Origin of the sequence: Streptomyces sp. NBC_00704 (assembly GCF_036226605.1) — a bacterium.
Lineage (GTDB): Bacteria > Actinomycetota > Actinomycetes > Streptomycetales > Streptomycetaceae > Streptomyces.
In genome coordinates this window covers 2,866,553-2,884,617 of record NZ_CP109000.1, presented here as the reverse complement: position 1 = coordinate 2,884,617, position 18,065 = coordinate 2,866,553, and the positions used below count along the sequence as shown (strand labels likewise).

Genomic DNA, 18,065 nt, shown 5'->3' with positions numbered 1-18,065 from the left:
TTATGTGAGGCTCGCGCAGGACTCCAGGGGTCCAGGTCATTGGCCTGGTCCTACTCGGCGGTATCTACGCGCGCTCACGTGAACGTGCGCAGCCGCAGACTGTTCGTCACGACGAAGACCGACGAGAACGCCATCGCCGCCCCCGCGATCATCGGGTTCAGCAGTCCGGCCGCGGCCAGCGGCAGCGCGGCCACGTTGTAGCCGAAGGCCCACACGAGGTTGCCCTTGATCGTGGCGAGGGTCCGCCGCGACAGCCGGATCGCGTCCGCGGCCACCCGCAGGTCCCCGCGCACCAGCGTCAGGTCGCTCGCCTCGATCGCCGCGTCCGTGCCCGTGCCCATGGCGAGGCCGAGGTCGGCGACGGCCAGCGCGGCCGCGTCGTTGACCCCGTCCCCGACCATGGCGACGACCCGCCCCTCGTCCTGAAGCCGCCGGACGACGTCGACCTTGTCCTCCGGGAGCACCCCGGCGATCACCCGGTCGATCCCCACGGCCCGGCCCACCGCCTCGGCGACCACCTGGTTGTCCCCGGTCAGCAGCACCGGCGTGAGCCCCAGGGCGCGCAGTTCGCGGACCGCCTCGGCGCTGGTCTCCTTGACCGCGTCCGCGACGGCGAGCACGCCGCGCGCCGCGCCGTCCCAGCCGATGACGACCGCCGTGCGGCCGTCCCGCTCGGCGTCCGCCGCGGCCCGTGCCACCGGTGGCGGGACGGACTCGAAGAGGCGGCCCACGGCCACCTCGCGGCCCTCCACGCGCCCGCGCACCCCGCGTCCGGGCACGTTCTCGAACCGTTCGACCGCGGGCAGCGCGCCGACGCGTTCCCCGGCGCCCGCCGCCACCGCCCGGGCGACCGGATGCTCGGACGCGTGCTCCAGGGCGCCCGCCAGCCGCAGCAGCTCCCGCTCGTCGACGCCGTCGGCCGCCCACACGTCGTGGAGGGTCATCCGGCCGGTGGTGACGGTCCCGGTCTTGTCCAGGACGACCGTGTCGACGCGGCGGGTGGACTCCAGGACCTCCGGGCCCTTGATGAGGATGCCGAGCTGCGCGCCGCGTCCGGTGCCCACCAGCAGCGCGGTGGGCGTGGCGAGGCCGAGCGCGCACGGGCAGGCGATGATCAGGACGGCGACGGCCGACGTGAACGCGGCGACGGTGTCGCCCGTCGCGAGGAGCCAGCCGCCGAAGACGGCGACGGCGATCAGCAGCACCACCGGCACGAAGATCCCGGATATCCGGTCGGCGAGCCGCTGCACCTCGGCCTTGCCGTTCTGCGCCTCCTCGACGAGGCGCGCCATACGGGCGAGCCGGGTGTCCGCGCCGATCCGGGAGGCCTCGACGACCAGCCGGCCGCCGGCGTTCACGGTCGCGCCGGTGACGGTGTCGCCGGGCCCGACGTCCACCGGCACGGACTCGCCGGTCAGCATCGAGGCGTCCACGGCGGACACGCCCTCCACGACCGTCCCGTCGGTGGCGATCTTCTCGCCGGGGCGGACGACGAACCGGTCGCCGACGGCCAGCAGGTCGACCGGGATCCGCTCCTCAGTGCCCCCGCGCAGCACGGCCACGTCCCTGGCGCCCAGCTCCATCAGCGCCCGCAGCGCCGCCCCCGCGTGTCGCTTGGAGCGGGCCTCCAGGTAGCGACCGAGCAGGATGAAGACGGTGACGCCGGCGGCGACCTCCAGATAGATGGTGGAGGCTCCGTCGGTGCGCGAGACGGTGAGTTCGAAGGGGTGCCGCATGCCGGGCATGCCCGCGTCGCCGAGGAACAGCGCCCACAGCGACCAGCCGAGGGCGGCCAGCGTGCCGACGGAGACGAGGGTGTCCATGGTGGCCGCGCCGTGCCGCAGGTTCGTCCAGGCGGCCCGGTGCAGCGGCCCGCCGCCCCACACGACCACGGGCGCGGCGAGCGTCAGCGACAGCCACTGCCAGTTGTCGAACTGAAGGGACGGGATCATGGCGAGCAGGACGACCGGCGCGGCGAGCAGCGCGGAGACGAGGACCCGGTGGCGCAGTCCCGCCGGCTCGGTGTCCCCGGTCGCGGCCTCCCCGTCCGTCCCGGCCGGCCCGCCCGTCGCGTCCGCCCCGCGTGTCTCGTCGGCCGGGGTGCGGCGGACCGGTTCGGGCGCGGGTTGTTCGGCGGTGTACCCGGTCCTGACCACGGTCGCGATGAGGTCGGCGACCTCGATGCCGGCCGGGTAGCTGACCTTCGCCTTCTCCGTGGCGTAGTTGACCGTCGCGGTGACGCCGTCCATGCGGTTGAGCTTCTTCTCCACGCGGGCCGCGCAGGAGGCGCAGGTCATCCCGCCGACGATCAGCTCCACCTCGGCGGTCGGGCCGGGCGGCTGCGCTGTGGGCGATGGGGTGGCGGTGCTGGTCATGTCCGTGCTCCAGGAAGCGGGCCGGGCCGTACGGAACCAGTATCAGCTGGTCGGTACGGCCCGGCGGGCGGAGGAAGGGTTCCCTCGGGCCGCGCTCGGGCGCGGCGGGGGCGGCGCAGCGGGGCGCCGGGGGGCGGGCCTCAGGCCCGGCCGGCCAGCTCGAAGCCGGCCTCGTCCACGGCGGCGCGCACCGCGGCCTCGTCGAGCGCCTCGGCGGAGACGACCGTGACCTCGCCGGTCGAGGCGACGGCCTTCACCGAGCTGACACCGGCCAGCTCCGAGAGCTCGCCGGAGACGGCGCCCTCGCAGTGGCCGCAGCTCATGCCGTTCACCTTGTAGACGGTGGTGACGGAGCCCGGGGTGTCGGTCTGTGCGGTCATGTCGTTCTCCTCGTGGAGGCAGGTGGGGCGGGCGGGGCCGCGAGGGGTCTCCCGTTGCTTCGAGACTATACCCCTAGGGGGTATTTCTCCAAGAGGCGTCCCGGCGTGGCGGCGACAGGACGGGCCGACGCGGCTAGCGTTCGCGGAGATCTTCGGCGAGGAGACGCGGCGCGAGCGGAAGCGGGGCGAGGGCGTATGCGGGCTGTGGTGTTCGAGCGGTTCGGGGAGCCGGCCGAGGTGCGGGAGCTGCCCGACCCCCGCCCCGCGGAGCACGGTGTGGTGGTGCGCGTCGAGGCCACCGGCCTGTGCCGCAGCGACTGGCACGGCTGGGTGGGCCACGACCCGGACATCGTGCTGCCGCACGTCCCCGGACACGAACTCGCCGGGGTGGTCGCGGAGGTGGGGCCCCGGGTCACCGGCTGGAAGCCCGGCGACCGGGTCACCGTGCCCTTCGTGTGCGGCTGCGGCGGCTGCCCGTCGTGCGCGGCCGGCGATCACCAGGTGTGCGAACGCCAGACCCAGCCCGGCTTCACGCACTGGGGCTCGTTCGCCCAGTACGTGGCCCTGGACCACGCCGACGTCAACCTCGTCGCGATCCCGGACGGCCTGTCGTACGCCACCGCCGCCTCCCTCGGCTGCCGGTTCGCCACGGCGTTCCGGGCCGTCGTGCGGCAGGGCCGGCTCGCGGCGGGGGAGTGGGTGGCGGTGCACGGCTGCGGCGGCGTCGGCCTGTCGGCGGTGATGATCGCGGCGGCGAGCGGGGCGCGGGTGGTCGCGGTGGACGTCTCGCCGCGGGCCCTGGAGCTGGCGCGCCGGTTCGGCGCGGCGGAGTGCGTGGACGCGGCCCGCGTTCCGGACACGGCGGCGGCGGTGCGCGAGCTGACCGGCGGCGGCGCGCATCTCTCGCTCGACGCCCTCGGCTCGCCCGCCACCTGTGCCGCCTCCGTGAACGGGCTGCGCCGCCGGGGCCGGCACGTCCAGGTCGGGCTGCTGCCTTCGGGCGACGGCCTCACCGCCGTCCCGCTGGCCCGCGCCGTCGCGCTGGAACTGGAGCTGCTGGGCAGTCACGGCATGGCCGCCCACGCCTATCCCGGCATGCTGGAGCTGGTCCGCTCGGGGGCGCTGCGCCCGGACCTCCTCGTGACCTCGACGATCCCGCTGGACGCGGCCCCGGCGGCGCTCGCGGCCCTGGGCACGGCCCCCGGCGCGGGGGTGACGGTCGTCGAGCCGTGGGCCTGACCGCCCGCCGGGGCCGCTCCGGGCCGGGCCGGTCAGTCGAGGGCGCGTCCTCTGTTGCCCGGGCGGGAGGCGACCCAGGCGCGGACGGTGTCGGCGTACCAGTAGGGCTTGCCGCCCTCGACGTGGTCGGGCGCGGGCAGCAGCCCGTGTTTGCGGTAGGACCGTACGGTGTCCGGCTGCACCTTGATGTGCGCCGCGATCTCCTTGTAGGACCAGAGCCTTCGGTCGGTCATGAGCCGCACCCTCCTGCGCGCGGGGCGGCGGCCGGGAGGCCGCCGGGGGGAGCCCGGCGCGCGCTGGCGATCAGCAGGCAAGTGCCCCGTGAACGACGCGCGGTGACCGACCGGAAGCGGCTGTTGACAGACGGTGACAAGAGAGCCGCGTACCCGCGACATGTGTGACGGAAGGGCGGTGTTCGTGACACGCGTGACACAGGCGACGCCCGGGGCGCGACCGCCCCGCGGGACCCGTGGGGCTCACGGGTCCCGCGGGACGGTGCGGCCGGGCGGCCGCCCTGCGGGCCGCCCTACGCCCCGCAGGACCGCAGGAACGCCCGGGTGCGCTGCGCGATGGGGAGCGGGGTGTCCGGTGCGCACGGGTACATGTCCTGCTCGACGATCGCGAACAGGTCCACGTCGAGTTTCTGCGCGGCCTCCAGGACCGGTCCCAGCGCGGGCACCCCGGTGGGGGGCTCGCACATCACGCCCTGGGCCACGGCCGGCCCGAACGGCGTCCCCTTCGCCCGCACGTCCGCCAGGATCCGCGGGTCGACCTGCTTGAGGTGCAGGTAGCCGATGCGCTCCCCGTAGGTCTCGATCAGCTTGACGCTGTCGCCGCCGCAGTACGCGTAGTGCCCGGTGTCCAGGCACAGCGAGACCAGGCCGGAGTCGGTGCCGTCCAGGAAGCGGGCGACGTTCTCCTCGCTGTCGATGTGGGTGTCGGCGTGCGGGTGGACGACGATCTGCAAGCCGTACCGCTCCCGCACCTCCCTGCCCAGCCGCTCGGTCAGCGAGGTCAGGTTGCGCCACTGCTCGGGGGTCAGGGTGTCCGGTTCCAGGACGTCGCCGGTCTTGTCGTCCCGCCAGAACGACGGGATCACGACGAGGTGGCGCGCCCCCATCGCCTGGGCGAGGACCGCGTTGTCCGCGACATGGGCCCAGGTCTTCTCCCACACGGCCTCGCCGTGGTGCAGGCCGGTGAAGACCGTGCCCGCCGACACCTTCAGCCCGCGCTTCGCCGTCTCCTCGGCGAGGACCGCGGGATCGGTCGGCAGGTACCCGTAGGGGCCCAGCTCGATCCACTCGTAGCCGGACTGCGCGACCTCGTCCAGGAAGCGCTGCCAGGGGACCTGGGCGGGATCGTCCGGGAACCAGACGCCCCAGCTGTCGGGGGCCGATCCGATCCGGATGCGGGAGAGTGAGGATTCGGGAGACAACGACGTCATGGCGGTCAGCGTGAAGTCTCGCCCCAGGGGTGTCAAGGGCTGGTCCGAATGTCTGGACAAAACATTGACAGGGTCCGGCGTGCGGGGCTAGAAAGCCGTGAGAGCCGATACGGGACGTGCGCCGCGGACGTGCCGTGGGCGGTCTTTCCGGGGCCGGGCCGACTGTGAAGGGAACTCGATGGCGTACGACCTGATCACCATGGGGCGGATCGGAGTGGACCTCTATCCGCTGCAAACGGGTGTCCCCCTCCCGCAGGTCACGTCCTTCGGGAAGTTCCTGGGCGGGTCGGCGACCAACGTGGCCGTCGCCGCGGCCCGTCTCGGCCGGGAGACGGCGGTGATCTCCCGCACCGGCGACGACCCCTTCGGCACGTATGTGCACGAGGCGCTGCGCGGCTTCGGCGTGGACGACCGCTGGGTCACGGGCGTGCCCGGACTGCCGACGCCGGTCACCTTCTGCGAGATCTTCCCGCCGGACGACTTCCCGCTGTACTTCTACCGCCGGCCCAAGGCGCCGGACCTGGAGATCGACGCCCACGAGCTGGACCTCGACGCCGTCCGCGAGACCCGGGTCTTCTGGGTCACCGGCACCGGCCTGAGCGAGGAGCCCAGCCGCACGGCGACCCTCGCCGCCCTCGCCCACCGGGCCAAGGCCGGCATCACGGTCTTCGACCTCGACTGGCGGCCGATGTTCTGGAAGGACCCCGCCGGGGGCGACCCGGCCGAGGTCGCCCGCCCGTTCTACGCCGAGGCCCTCAAGCACGCCACGGTCGCGGTCGGCAACCTCGACGAGGTCGAGGTCGCCACCGGCGTGCGCGAGCCGCGGGCCGCGGCGCAGGCGCTGCTGGACGCCGGAGTCGAACTCGCCGTGGTGAAGCAGGGCCCCAAGGGCGTCCTCGCCGTCAGCCGCGCGGGCGAGTCGGCCGAGGTGCCGCCGCTGCCGGTCGAGGTCCTCAACGGCCTCGGCGCGGGGGACGCGTTCGGCGGCTCCCTCTGCCACGGCCTGCTCGCCGGCTGGGACCTGGAGAAGACCATGCGCCACGCCAACGCGGCCGGCGCCATCGTCGCCTCCCGTCTGGAGTGCTCCTCCGCCATGCCCACGCCGGACGAAGTGGAAGCCGCGATCGAGGCGGGGGCCGTCCTGTGACGAACGTCGACGTCAGCGAACTCGTCCGGCTGCGCACGCGGCACCCCGAGGCGATCGCCGAGGCGGCCGCCCGCCGCCCGCGCCGCCCGCTGCTGGGCGACTCCGGCCGGCTGATGATCGTCGCCGCCGACCATCCGGCCCGCGGCGCGCTCGGCGTCGGCGGGGCCAGGCTGGCCATGGCCAACCGCGCCGACCTGCTCGAACGGCTCTGCCTCGCGCTGTCCCGGCCGGGAGTCGACGGCGTCCTCGCGACCGCCGACATCCTCGACGACCTGCTGCTGCTCGGGGCCCTCGACGGCAAGGTCGTCATGGGCTCGATGAACCGCGGCGGCCTCCAGGGCGCCGTCTTCGAGCTGGACGACCGCTTCACCGGCCACCGCGCCGAGGACATCGAGCGGCTCCACTTCGACGCGGGCAAGCTGCTGCTGCGCGTCGACTACGACGACCCGGGCTCCCTCACCACCCTGGAGACCACCGCCCGCGCCGTCGACGACATGGCCGCCCGCAGACTCCCGCTCTTCGTCGAGCCGTTCATCAGCCGGCGCGGCCCCGACGGCAGGCTGCGCAACGACCTGTCCGCCGAGGCCGTCACCCGGTCGATCGCCATCGCCTCCGGCCTCGGCGGCACCTCCGCCTACACCTGGCTGAAGGTCCCGGTCACCGACAACCCCGACGACATGGCCGAGGTCATGCAGACCTCGACCCTGCCCGCCGTGCTGCTGGGCGGCGAGGTCGGCGGCTCCGCCGAGGAACAGGACGTCGCGTACGAGAAGTGGCGCGGGGCGCTGCAACTGCCCACCGTCCAGGGCCTGGTGGTCGGCCGTTCGCTGCTCTACCCGCCGGACGGGGACGTCGCCGCCGCCGTGGACATCGCCGTAGGACTCCTGTGAGGGCCGCATGACGCACCGAGAGCCGCACCCCGAGCCGCACGTCCCCGACCTCCACCTCCCGCACGGCACGACCGCCGGCGACCGCTACACGCTCGACATCGACCCCGAACGGGCCGGCTGGGACTACTGCAGCCTGCGCGTCGTCGAGCTGGAGCCGGGCGCGGCCCACACCTTCACCACCGGTGACAGCGAGTGGATCGTCCTTCCGCTGGCAGGCGGATGTACCGTGCGCACTGACGAAAACGAGTTCCAACTCCTGGGCAGGGAAACGGTGTTCGCGTCGGTCTCCGACTTCGCGTACGTTCCCCGCGACGCCCGGGTCCAGATCGCCTCCGGCGCGGGAGGCCGCTTCGCCCTGGCAGGAGCGAAGTGCGAGCGACGACTCCCCGCCCGCTACGGCCCCGCGCCGGAGGTCCCCGTCGAAGAGCGCGGCAGCGGCAACTGCGCCCGTCTGGTGCGCAACTTCGCCTCCGCCGACGCCTTCGACTGCGACAGGCTCATCGCCGTCGAGGTGATCACCCCCGGCGGCAACTGGTCCTCGTACCCGCCGCACAAGCACGACGAGCACCGGCCGGGCGAGGAGGCCGAGCTCGAGGAGATCTACTACTTCGAGATCGACGGCCCGCACGGGTCCGGCTACCAGCGCGTGTCGCCCTCCCGCGAGGGCGGCTCCGACGTCCTCGCCGAGGTCCGCTCCGGCGACGCCGTCCTCGTCCCCGACGGCTGGCACGGCCCGTCGATCGCCCAGCCCGGCCACGCCATGTACTACCTCAACGTCATGGCCGGTCCGGGCGAGACCCGCGAGTGGCGGATCTGCTTCCACCCGGCCCACGCAGAAGGGGGTTACCGATGACCACGAGGCTCACCGTGGCCCAGGCGCTGGTGCGCTTCCTGGCCGCGCAGTACACCGAGCGCGACGGCGTACGGCAGCGGCTGATCGGCGCGACGTGGGGCATCTTCGGCCACGGCAACGTGGCCGGCCTCGGCCAGGCGCTGGTCGAGTACGGCGACGAGATGCCCTTCCACCAGGGACGCAACGAGCAGTCCATGGTGCACGCGGCCGTCGGCTACGCCCGCCAGTCGAACCGCCTGTCCACCCACGCGGTGACGACGTCCATCGGCCCCGGCGCGACCAACCTGGTCACCGGCGCCGCCCTCGCCACCGTCAACCACATCCCGGTGCTCCTGCTGCCCGGCGACGTCTTCGCGACCCGCGTGGCCGACCCGGTGCTCCAGCAGCTCGAAGTCCCCTACGCGGGCGACGTGTCCGTCAACGACTGCCTGCGGCCGGTGTCGCGGTACTTCGACCGCGTCACCCGCCCCGAGGCCCTGATCCCGGCGGCGCTCCAGGCGATGCGCGTGCTCACCGACCCGGTGGAGACGGGCGCGGTCACCCTCGCGCTGCCCCAGGACGTCCAGGCCGAGGCTGACGACTGGCCCGACGAGTTCTTCGCCGAGCGCACCTGGACCGTCCGCCGGCCCGGCGCCGACCCGGCCGAACTCGCCGAGGCCGTCCGGGCGGTCCGCGCGGCCCGCCGGCCCCTCGTCGTCGCGGGCGGCGGAGTCCACCACAGCCGCGCCGAGGAGGCCCTCGCCGAGTTCGCCGAGGCCACCGGCATCCCCGTCGCCTCCACCCAGGCCGGCAAGGGCTCGCTGCGCCACGACCACCCCCAGGACGTGGGCGGCGTCGGCCACACCGGCACCGCGACCGCCGACGAACTGGCCCGCACCGCCGACCTGGTCATCGGCGTCGGCACCCGCTACACCGACTTCACCACCGCCTCCAACACCCTGTTCCAGGGCGACGGCGTCCGCTTCCTCAACCTCAACATCGCCTCCTTCGACGGCCACAAGCTCGCCGGCCTCCCGCTGGTCGCGGACGCCCGCAGCGCACTGGAGGCGCTGACCGGGGCGCTGCGCACGCACGGACACCGGGTCGCCGACGCCTACGTCACCGAGTACGGCGAGGACAAGGAGCGCTGGGAGCAGCGCGTCGACGCCTGCTACGAGGCGGACGAGCCCGACGTGCGCCCCACCCAGGCGCAGGTGCTCGGCGCGCTCGACGCCCTCGCCGACGAGTCGGACGTGATCATCAACGCGGCCGGCTCGCTCCCCGGCGACCTGCACAAGCTGTGGCGGGCGCGCTCGCGGGACCAGTACCACCTGGAATACGGCTACTCCTGCATGGGGTACGAGATCCCGGCCGCCATCGGTGTGAAGCTGGCCGCGCCCGAGCGCAACGTCTGGGCGCTGGTCGGCGACGGCACGTACCTGATGATGCCCACGGAGATCGTGACGGCCGTGCAGGAGGGGATCGCGATCAAGATCCTGCTCGTGCAGAACCACGGCTACGCGTCGATCGGCGGCCTGTCGGAGTCGGTGGGCGGCGAGCGGTTCGGCACGGCCTACCGCTACACCGCGGACGACGGCACGTTCACCGGGGCCCCGCTGCCCGTCGACCTGGCCGCCAACGTGGCCAGCCTCGGCATGCGCGTGCTGCGCGCGAAGACCGTCCGCGAACTGCGCGAGGCCCTCGCCGAGGCGCGGCGCGCCGACACTCCCACATGTGTCTACGTCGAGACCGAAACGGCCGACACTGTGTCGGGCCCGCCGCCGGCGCAGGCCTGGTGGGATGTACCTGTGGCCGAGACCGCGACCCGAGCGTCCGCGGTGAAGGCACGTGAGCTGTACGAACGGCACGTCTCCACCCGACGCCGCCATCTGTGAAGGAGCACTCGGTCATGACGAAGATCGTCAACCACTGGATCGGCGGCAAGACCGTCGAAGGCGCGTCGGGTTCGTACGGGCCGGTCACCGACCCGGCGACGGGCGCCGTCACCACGAAGGTCGCGTTCGCCTCGGTGGACGAGGTCGACGCCGCGGTCGCGGCCGCGAAGGACGCCTACGCCACCTGGGGCACGTCCTCGCTGGCCAAGCGGAGCACCGTCCTGTTCGCGTTCCGGGCGCTGCTCGACGCGAACCGGGACGCGATCGCCGAGCTGATCACCGCCGAGCACGGCAAGGTGCACGGCGACGCGCTCGGCGAGGTCGCGCGCGGCCTGGAGATCGTGGACCTGGCCTGCGGGATCACCGTGCAGCTCAAGGGCGAGCTGTCCACCGAGGTGGCCAGCCGGGTGGACGTCGCGTCGATCCGCCAGCCGCTCGGCGTCGTCGCGGGCATCACGCCGTTCAACTTCCCGGCGATGGTCCCGATGTGGATGTTCCCCATCGCGATCGCCTGCGGCAACACGTTCGTGCTGAAGCCGTCCGAGAAGGACCCGTCGGCCTCGCTGAAGATCGCCGAGCTGCTGTCCGAGGCCGGCCTCCCGGACGGCGTGTTCAACGTCGTGCAGGGCGACAAGGTGGCCGTGGACCGGCTCCTGGAGCACCCGGACGTCAAGGCCGTGTCCTTCGTCGGCTCGACGCCGATCGCCCGCTACATCCACACCACCGCCTCCGCGAACGGCAAGCGCGTCCAGGCGCTGGGCGGCGCGAAGAACCACATGCTGGTCCTGCCCGACGCGGACCTGGACGCGGCCGCCGACGCCGCCGTCTCCGCCGCGTACGGCTCGGCGGGCGAGCGCTGCATGGCGATCTCCGCGGTCGTCGCCGTCGGCGCGATCGGCGACGAGCTGGTGCAGAAGATCCGCGAGCGCGCCGAGAAGATCAAGATCGGTCCCGGCAACGACCCGACGAGCGAGATGGGCCCGCTCATCACGGCCGTCCACCGCGACAAGGTGGCGTCGTACGTGACGGGCGCGGCGGCCGAGGGCGCCGAGGTCGTCCTCGACGGCACCGGCTACACCGTCGACGGCTTCGAGGACGGCCACTGGATCGGCATCTCCCTCCTCGACAAGGTGCCGACCACCGCGAAGGCCTACCAGGACGAGATCTTCGGCCCGGTGCTGACCGTGCTGCGCGTCGACAGCTACGACGAGGGCATCGCCCTCATCAACGCCTCGCCGTTCGGCAACGGCACCGCGATCTTCACCCGGGACGGCGGCGCGGCCCGCCGCTTCCAGCTGGAGGTCGAGGCCGGCATGGTCGGCGTGAACGTGCCGATCCCGGTCCCCGTGGGCTACCACAGCTTCGGCGGCTGGAAGGACTCGCTCTTCGGCGACCACCACATCTACGGCAACGACGGCACGCACTTCTACACCCGCGGCAAGGTCGTCACCACCCGCTGGCCCGACCCCGCGGACGGCCCCGCCGGCGTCGACCTGGGCTTCCCCCGCAACCACTGAGCCCACGCGCGCCCCGCTCCTCCCTCCCGAGGCGCGGGGCGCCGCCGTCTCACTCCCGCCCGGCCTCGAACAGGTCGTCGGCGGTGGCGGCATGCACGGCGCGTTCCGCCCAGACGGTGAGCTGCCCGGAGTCGGTGCAGCTCTCGACGCGCTCACGAACCGCGTCGGGCACCTGGATGCCACGCCATTCGAGGATGTCGAGCGTCATCTTCGCCTGAGCCTGAATCCGGCCCTCTTCCCGGCCCTCCTCGCGCACCTCCTGAGCGAGCGGGTGCCGCCAGAAGTACTGCATCGCCGTCATGAGGTCCCTCCACATCTGCCGGACCTGGTCGTCTGCCAGGCATGAGTCGACGAACTGCACGAGCACCGCGGCGCTGTCGCGGTCGATGGTCCGCAGGGCGGCTGCCAGCGCTTCCAGTATGGCGGGGGCGTGCCGTCCCCGACCGTGGGTCATGGCCGAGAGCGCGGCGAGAGGCGGGTCCTGCCGGGCTTCCCGCTCGGTGGCGATCACGGGCACGTTGTCCGGGCCCAGCACGAAAGGACGCACGGTCATCGAGGGTCTGCCCCGCACGCCGAGGTGGATGGGCTGCGATGCCCAGCGGGCCGTCGCGCTGCTCTGCGTGACGACGATGAGGACGGGCTCGCAGCGGTACTTCTCGTAGAGGTAGCTGAGGTAGTACGGCCAGCTGCCGCGTTTCCTCTCGTCAGGCTTGCCCTGCGACTCCACCACCAGGAGGTAGCTGCCCTCGTCGGTCTCGGCCCGCAGCAGCGTGTCGACGCGCCGCTCGGCGGGCTCGATCTCGGTGAGGTCGACGTTCATGCCGGCGAAGTCGTACGGCTCCGGGAACGGAACGTCCAGGACCTGTTGCAGGGCGCGGGTGAGTAGTGCGGGGTCCTTCTGGAAGATGCGGTGCAGCGCCTCGTGCGACGAGCCGACCATCGGCTCTCCCTTCTGTCCGGTGATCAACGAGCAGCGTCGCCGGAGGTGGCACCGGTGTCTTTTTTCCGTGTACGGGCTGCGGTTCCCGTAGGGGCGAGGAGGGCGGTGGGAATCGGTGGTGACTGATGTATTCGCGGCCATAGGCGGGTTCTGGCTGCGGATTCCGTAGGCAAGCACCTATTGACGCGGTGGTTTCCGTCGGGATTCCATGCAGCCGCCGGGAGCGGACGAACGACGTACGACCAAACCGCCGGAGGCGATAGCGCTCCCGCCCCTCACCCGCCGCACGAGTCGATCGGAACCGCCGCATGACCGACACGCTCCGCCCTGTCGAGACCGCCCTCCCTCAGGCGCCCGACAGCCCCCAGACGCTCAAGCGCTCCATCGGAGTCGTCGGCGGCACTCTTCTGACCCTCTCCTGCGTCACCCCCGCCTCCACCCTGTTCGTCGTCGTCCCGGACCTGTTCGGCTCCCTCGGCACCGCGACCGCCCTCACCATCGCGATCGGCTCGCTGCTCTGCGTCGCCGTGGCGTTCTGCTACTCGGAGCTGGGCACCCTCATCCCCAGCGCGGGCGGCGAGTACGCCATGGTGTCCACGCTGGCCGGACGGCTCGCCGGCTGGCTGGTCTTCGTCCTGTCCCTGCTCGTCGTGATGATCGTCCCGCCGGTCATCGCCATGGGCACGGCCGACTACCTCGCCCCCCTCGTCCATCTGGACCCCGCCCTCGCGGGCGCCGGCGTCATGCTGCTCGCCACCCTCGCCGGTCTGCTCGACCTGCGCGCCAACGCCTGGATCACCGGCGTCTTCCTGGTCCTGGAGGTCATCGCGGCCGCCGTCGTCGCCGTGCTGGGCTTCGCCCACGGCCACCGCGGCGCGGGCAGCCTCGTCTCGATGCAGGTGGCCGGCGCGCACGGCCGCACCGACACGGTGACCGGCATGCTGGTCGTCTCCGGCCTGGCCATCGCCCTCTTCGTCACCCAGGGCTTCTCGACCGCCGTCTACCTCTCCGAGGAGCTGGAGCACCCGCGCCGCAACGTCGCCCGCACCGTCCTGGCCACCCTCGCCATCTCCACGGTGATCATCCTGGTCCCGGTCGTCGCCATCACCTTCGGCGCCTCCGACCTCTCCCAGCTCACCGGCGGCGACATCGGCTCCATGGTCACCGCCTGGTCCAACTCGGCCGTCGGCGCCTTCGTCAGCCTCTGCGTGGCGCTCGCGATCATCAACGCCGGCATCGTCATGGTCATCCAGAACTCCCGGGTCCTGTTCGCCTCCGCCCGCGACAAGGCCTGGCCGCAGCCCGTCAACGACGTCTTCGCCAAGCTCGGCCGCTTCGGCTCCCCCTGGGTGGCCACCCTGGCCGTCGGCGTCCCCGGCGCGCTGCTCTGCTTCGTGAACCTGGACACCCTCTACGGCGTCACCGGCGTCTCGGTGACCGGGATGTACCTGCTGGTCGCCGTCGCCGCGCTGCTCTCCCGCCGCGGCCACCACCGGCACACCGCCGCCTGGCGCATGCCCCTGTGGCCGGTCCTGCCGGTCCTGCTGATCGCCGTCCTCGGCTACGTCCTGACCCGGCAGGAGACGAGCTACCTGCTGTGGACCGGCGGCATCACCGCCGTCGCCACCCTCTACTGGGCCCTCTACCTCCGCCCGCGCCGCGCGACCCGCTGGCTGGTGTCCCTCCCCGAGGACGCCCGCTCCTGAACCCCGCCGGCATACCGCGTCCGCGGTACACGGGGAGCGCCGTGTACGCCGCCGGGAGGGCGGCGGATTCGGCCCACGGTCGCCCTCTCGCCACCGAGCCGACCCCGTACGGTTGAAGCATGGATCTTCGACTGCCCGGTCTGCGAGGACCACGGCGGCCCCGACGGCCACGACGGATCGTCTCCGCCGTGGCCGCCGTCGTCGTACTCGCCGGCGCCGGTACCTGGACGGCCGTCGCCGCCGGCGGCGACCCGCCCGCCGTGCACGGCGCCGACCGGGTCATGACGGTGGACGGCGTACGCCTGGACACCTCCTACTTCACCTCCGGCGGCCCCGGCCGGCGCCCCGCCGTGCTCCTCGCGCACGGTTTCGGAGGCAGCAAGGACGACGTCAGGCCGCAGGCCGAGAAACTCGCCCGCGACGGATACGCCGTGCTGACCTGGTCGGCGCGCGGCTTCGGCAGGTCCACCGGCAAGATCGGGCTGAACGACCCGAAGGGCGAGGTCGCCGACGTCTCCCGGCTGATCGACTGGCTCGCGAAGCGCCCCGAGGTGCAGCTCGACAAGCCCGGCGACCCGCGCGTGGGCGTCGCCGGCGCCTCCTACGGCGGCGCGGTCTCCCTGCTGGCCGCCGGGTACGACCACCGCGTCGACGCCATCGCCCCCGCGATCACCTACTGGAACCTCACGGACGCCCTGTTCCCCGACGGCGTGTTCAAGAAGCTGTGGGCCGGGGTCTTCTTCAACACCGGCGGCGGGACCGCCCGCTTCACCCCCGCGCTGGCGGCGATGTACGCGCGCGTCGCCGAGTCCGGCGCCCCGGACGCCGCCGCCCGCCGGCTCCTCGAAGCGCGCTCGCCGTCCGCCGTCGCCGACCGCATCAAGGTGCCCACCCTCTTTCTGCAAGGGCAGACCGACTCCCTCTTCACCCTCGCCCAGTCCGACGCGGCCGAGAAGGCGATCCGCGCGAACGGCGCGCCCGTCGCCGTCGACTGGATCGCCGGCGGCCACGACGGCGGCGACATGGAGGCCCGCCGCGTCCAGGCCCGGGTGAACGCCTGGTTCGACCGCTACCTCAAGGGCGACCGGTCCGCCGGCACCGGCCCCGCCTTCCGCGTCACCCGCACCGGAGGCGTCGACTCCACCGACGGCGCCGCACAGCTCCGGGGCGCGAGCGCCGACCGCTACCCCGGCCTGAGCGACCACGAGCGCTCCTTCCCGCTCACCGGCCGCCGCGAGGAGCAGTCCTTCGCCAACCCGCCCGGCGCCACCCCGCCCGCCGTCTCCGCCCTGCCCGGCCTCGGCGGCGGCGGCCTCGCCCGGCTCTCCTCCCTCGGCGTCGGCCTCTCCCTCGACTTCCCCGGCCAGTACGCCGCCTTCGACTCCGCCCCGGTCACCGGCGACCTGCGGATCACCGGCTCCCCGACGGTCACCGTCCACGTGAGGTCGACGTCCGCCACCGCCGTCCTCTTCGCCAAGGTCTACGACGTCGGCGGCGGCCGGGGCGCCCAGGTGCTGCCCTCCCAGCTCGTCAGCCCGGTCCGCGTCGAGGACGCCGGGAAAGGCAAGGACGTCACGATCACCCTCCCGGCGATCGACCACAAGGTCGAGGAGGGCCACCGGCTGCGCCTGGTCCTCGCCTCCACCGACCTCGGCTACGCCTCCCCGACCGCCCCGGCGACGTACACCGTCTCCGTGAAGAGCGACCTGTCGGTCCCCACCGCGCCGGCCGTGACCACGGCCGCCGCCCCGCTGCCGTCCTGGGTGTGGTGGCTCCCCCTCACCGGCGCGGCACTCGCGCTCGCCCTGCTCCTGTCCGCCCGCCGCCGCACCGCGGGCCCGGCCCCCGACCCCGCGCTCGCCGACGTCCCCCTCCAGATCACCGGTCTGAGCAAGAAGTACGCGAGCGGCGACCGCTACAGCGTGCGCGACGTGTCCTTCCGCGTCGAGAGGGGGCAGGTCCTCGGACTCCTCGGCCCGAACGGCGCCGGCAAGACGACGACCCTGCGCATGCTGATGGGACTGATCACGCCCGACGGCGGCGAGGTCCGCGTCTTCGGCCACGCGATCCGTCCCGGCGCGCCCGTCCTGTCCCGCGTCGGCTCCTTCGTCGAGGGCGCCGGCTTCCTGCCGCACCTGACCGGCCGGGAGAACCTGGAGCTGTACTGGCGGGCCACCGGCCGCCCCGCGGGGGACGCCCACCTCGACGAGGCCCTGGAGATCGCCGGCCTCGGCGACGCCCTGGCCCGCGCGGTGCGCACCTACTCCCAGGGCATGCGCCAGCGCCTGGCCATCGCCCAGGCCATGCTCGGCCTGCCTGACCTGCTCATCCTCGACGAGCCCACCAACGGCCTCGACCCGCCGCAGATCCGCGAGATGCGCGAGGTGATGATCCGCTACGCGGCGGCCGGCCGCACGGTCATCGTCTCCAGCCACCTGCTGTCCGAGGTCGAGCAGTCCTGCACGCACCTCGTGGTGATGGACCGCGGGAAGCTCGTCCAGACGGGCCCGGTCGCCGAGATCGTCGGCTCCGGGGACACCCTCCTCGTCGGCACCGCCGCCCCCGTGGACGAGCCGGTCGTCGAGAAGATCGCCGCCCTGCCCGGGGTGGCCTCCGCGCTGCGCGCCGACGACGGCCTGCTGGTCCGCCTGGACGCCGACGGCACCGCCCGCCGCCTGATCGCCGACCTCGTGCGGCTCGACGTGCCGGTGACCTCGGTCGGCCCGCACCGCCGCCTGGAGGACGCCTTCCTCACCCTGATCGGAGGTCCCGCATGAGCACCCTCACCGAGGTCGCCTCCGGCTACCGGGCGTCGCGCACCCTGCCGCTGCGCGTCGAGCTGGTCCGCCAGCTCAAGCGCCGCCGCACGCTGGTCATGGGCGGCATCCTCGCCGTCCTGCCGTTCGTGCTGCTCGTCGCCTTCGCCATCGGCGGCGAGCCCGGCGGCCGCAACGGCCAGGTGACCCTGATGGACACGGCGACGGCGTCCGGCGCCAACTTCGCCGCCGTCAACCTGTTCGTCTCCGCCGGCTTCCTGCTCGTCATCCCGGTCGCCCTGTTCTGCGGGGACACGGTCGCCTCGGAGGCCGGCTGGTCCTCCCTGCGCTACCTCCTCGCCGCGCCCGTGCCCCGGGCCCGCCTCTTGTGGTCCAAGCTCGTCGTGGGCCTCGGCCTCAGCCTGGCCGCGATGGTCCTGCTGCCGGTCGTCGCCCTCGCCGTCGGCTCCGCGGCCTACGGCTGGGGCCCGCTGGAACTGCCCACCGGCGGCGCGCTCGCCCCGGGCGCCGCGGCCCAGCGGCTGGTGGTCGTCGTCGGCTACGTCTTCGTCTCGCAACTGGTCACCGCGGGACTGGCGTTCTGGCTGTCGACCAGGACGGACGCCCCGCTCGGCGCGGTCGGCGGCGCGGTCGGCCTGACCATCGTCGGCAACGTGCTGGACGCCGTCACCGCCCTCGGCGACTGGCGCGACTTCCTGCCCGCGCACTGGCAGTTCGCCTGGGCCGACGCGGTCCAGCCCACCCCCGAGTGGTCCGGCATGATCCAGGGCGCCGCCGTCTCCGTGACCTACGCCCTGGTCCTGTTCGCCCTCGCCTTCCGCGGCTTCGCCCGCAAGGACGTGGTGTCCTGACGCGGCCCCGCCCGGCCCGGCGGCGCCCCGACCTGGCCTCCCGCACCGACATCGACCTGCGCGGCGCCGGCC

Annotated in this window: 14 protein-coding genes; 9 read left to right on the top strand and 5 right to left on the bottom strand. The window is 73.4% G+C overall.

Features of this window, described 5'->3' with window-relative positions; translation table 11 throughout:
* Window positions 1-74: 74 nt before the first annotated feature.
* Together OG802_RS12640 and OG802_RS12635 are read right to left on the bottom strand one after the other, a co-directional pair.
* Window positions 75-2,375, bottom strand: a complete 2,301-nt coding sequence (locus OG802_RS12640) for a heavy metal translocating P-type ATPase (protein WP_329410103.1) — start codon at window positions 2,373-2,375, stop codon at window positions 75-77.
* 140 nt (window positions 2,376-2,515) lie between these two features.
* Window positions 2,516-2,755: a heavy-metal-associated domain-containing protein gene (locus tag OG802_RS12635; protein WP_329410101.1), complete on the bottom strand. Its 240-nt coding sequence runs from the start codon at window positions 2,753-2,755 to the stop codon at window positions 2,516-2,518.
* Between the two features lie 195 nt (window positions 2,756-2,950).
* Here OG802_RS12635 and OG802_RS12630 point away from each other — a divergent pair, with 195 nt between their 5' ends.
* A complete protein-coding gene (locus OG802_RS12630) occupies window positions 2,951-3,994 on the top strand; it encodes a zinc-dependent alcohol dehydrogenase family protein (protein WP_329410099.1) in 1,044 nt (347 codons plus the stop codon).
* Between the two features lie 32 nt (window positions 3,995-4,026).
* Here OG802_RS12630 and OG802_RS12625 read toward each other — a convergent pair whose 3' ends face one another.
* Window positions 4,027-4,227 (bottom strand): helix-turn-helix transcriptional regulator, encoded by a 201-nt coding sequence (locus OG802_RS12625; protein WP_329410097.1) that lies wholly within the window; start codon window positions 4,225-4,227, stop codon window positions 4,027-4,029.
* 293 nt (window positions 4,228-4,520) lie between these two features.
* A complete protein-coding gene (locus OG802_RS12620) occupies window positions 4,521-5,438 on the bottom strand; it encodes a sugar phosphate isomerase/epimerase family protein (protein ID WP_329410095.1) in 918 nt (305 codons plus the stop codon).
* Window positions 5,439-5,616: 178 nt separating this feature from the next.
* Between OG802_RS12620 and iolC the strand changes: the two genes are divergently transcribed.
* Genes iolC through mmsA form a run of 5 tightly spaced genes read left to right on the top strand, consistent with a single transcriptional unit; the run spans window position 5,617 to window position 11,719 of the window.
* Window positions 5,617-6,585 carry a 5-dehydro-2-deoxygluconokinase gene (gene iolC, locus OG802_RS12615; RefSeq protein ID WP_329410093.1) on the top strand — a complete coding sequence of 323 codons (969 nt, stop codon included), beginning with the start codon at window positions 5,617-5,619 and terminating at the stop codon, window positions 6,583-6,585.
* Window positions 6,582-7,475: a Cgl0159 family (beta/alpha)8-fold protein gene (locus tag OG802_RS12610; RefSeq protein WP_329410091.1), complete on the top strand. Its 894-nt coding sequence runs from the start codon at window positions 6,582-6,584 to the stop codon at window positions 7,473-7,475. The genes iolC and OG802_RS12610 overlap by 4 nt, the downstream gene beginning before the upstream one ends.
* 7 nt (window positions 7,476-7,482) lie before the next feature.
* The gene (gene iolB / locus OG802_RS12605; protein WP_329410089.1) at window positions 7,483-8,328 is read left to right on the top strand and encodes a 5-deoxy-glucuronate isomerase; all 846 of its coding nucleotides are present in this window, start codon (window positions 7,483-7,485) and stop codon (window positions 8,326-8,328) included.
* On the top strand, window positions 8,325-10,202 hold the full coding sequence (gene iolD / locus OG802_RS12600) for a 3D-(3,5/4)-trihydroxycyclohexane-1,2-dione acylhydrolase (decyclizing) (protein ID WP_329410087.1): 1,878 nt from the start codon (window positions 8,325-8,327) through the stop codon (window positions 10,200-10,202). Before iolB ends, iolD begins: the two co-directional genes overlap by 4 nt.
* Before the next feature lie 14 nt (window positions 10,203-10,216).
* Window positions 10,217-11,719 carry a CoA-acylating methylmalonate-semialdehyde dehydrogenase gene (gene mmsA, locus OG802_RS12595; protein WP_329410085.1) on the top strand — a complete coding sequence of 501 codons (1,503 nt, stop codon included), beginning with the start codon at window positions 10,217-10,219 and terminating at the stop codon, window positions 11,717-11,719.
* Between the two features lie 49 nt (window positions 11,720-11,768).
* On the opposite strand, the gene OG802_RS12590 is transcribed toward mmsA, so the two are convergent.
* Complete coding sequence (locus tag OG802_RS12590; protein WP_329410083.1) at window positions 11,769-12,659, bottom strand: hypothetical protein; 891 nt, start codon at window positions 12,657-12,659, stop codon at window positions 11,769-11,771.
* Window positions 12,660-12,967: 308 nt separating this feature from the next.
* On the opposite strand from OG802_RS12590, the gene OG802_RS12585 reads away from it, so the two are divergent.
* The 3 genes from OG802_RS12585 to OG802_RS12575 all read left to right on the top strand — a co-directional run bounded on the left by OG802_RS12585 (window position 12,968) and on the right by OG802_RS12575 (window position 17,993).
* Complete coding sequence (locus OG802_RS12585; RefSeq protein ID WP_329410081.1) at window positions 12,968-14,365, top strand: APC family permease; 1,398 nt, start codon at window positions 12,968-12,970, stop codon at window positions 14,363-14,365.
* Between the two features lie 119 nt (window positions 14,366-14,484).
* Entirely contained in the window at window positions 14,485-17,142 is a 2,658-nt protein-coding gene (locus OG802_RS12580; protein WP_329410079.1) for an alpha/beta fold hydrolase, read from the top strand.
* A complete protein-coding gene (locus OG802_RS12575; protein WP_329410077.1) occupies window positions 17,139-17,993 on the top strand; it encodes an ABC transporter permease in 855 nt (284 codons plus the stop codon). The genes OG802_RS12580 and OG802_RS12575 overlap by 4 nt, the downstream gene beginning before the upstream one ends.
* Window positions 17,994-18,065 lie beyond the last annotated feature (72 nt).

Bases quoted from the DNA above. Each gene is read 5' to 3' on its own strand.
- OG802_RS12640 (WP_329410103.1), bottom strand. From the start codon at position 2,375: ATGACCAGCACCGCCACCCCATCGCCCACAGCGCAGCCGCCCGGCCCG.
- OG802_RS12635 (WP_329410101.1), bottom strand. From the start codon at position 2,755: ATGACCGCACAGACCGACACCCCGGGCTCCGTCACCACCGTCTACAAG.
- OG802_RS12630 (WP_329410099.1), top strand. From the start codon at position 2,951: ATGCGGGCTGTGGTGTTCGAGCGGTTCGGGGAGCCGGCCGAGGTGCGG.
- OG802_RS12625 (WP_329410097.1), bottom strand. From the start codon at position 4,227: ATGACCGACCGAAGGCTCTGGTCCTACAAGGAGATCGCGGCGCACATC.
- OG802_RS12620 (WP_329410095.1), bottom strand. From the start codon at position 5,438: ATGACGTCGTTGTCTCCCGAATCCTCACTCTCCCGCATCCGGATCGGA.
- iolC (WP_329410093.1), top strand. From the start codon at position 5,617: ATGGCGTACGACCTGATCACCATGGGGCGGATCGGAGTGGACCTCTAT.
- iolB (WP_329410089.1), top strand. From the start codon at position 7,483: ATGACGCACCGAGAGCCGCACCCCGAGCCGCACGTCCCCGACCTCCAC.
- iolD (WP_329410087.1), top strand. From the start codon at position 8,325: ATGACCACGAGGCTCACCGTGGCCCAGGCGCTGGTGCGCTTCCTGGCC.
- mmsA (WP_329410085.1), top strand. From the start codon at position 10,217: ATGACGAAGATCGTCAACCACTGGATCGGCGGCAAGACCGTCGAAGGC.
- OG802_RS12590 (WP_329410083.1), bottom strand. From the start codon at position 12,659: ATGGTCGGCTCGTCGCACGAGGCGCTGCACCGCATCTTCCAGAAGGAC.
- OG802_RS12585 (WP_329410081.1), top strand. From the start codon at position 12,968: ATGACCGACACGCTCCGCCCTGTCGAGACCGCCCTCCCTCAGGCGCCC.
- OG802_RS12580 (WP_329410079.1), top strand. From the start codon at position 14,485: ATGGATCTTCGACTGCCCGGTCTGCGAGGACCACGGCGGCCCCGACGG.
- OG802_RS12575 (WP_329410077.1), top strand. From the start codon at position 17,139: ATGAGCACCCTCACCGAGGTCGCCTCCGGCTACCGGGCGTCGCGCACC.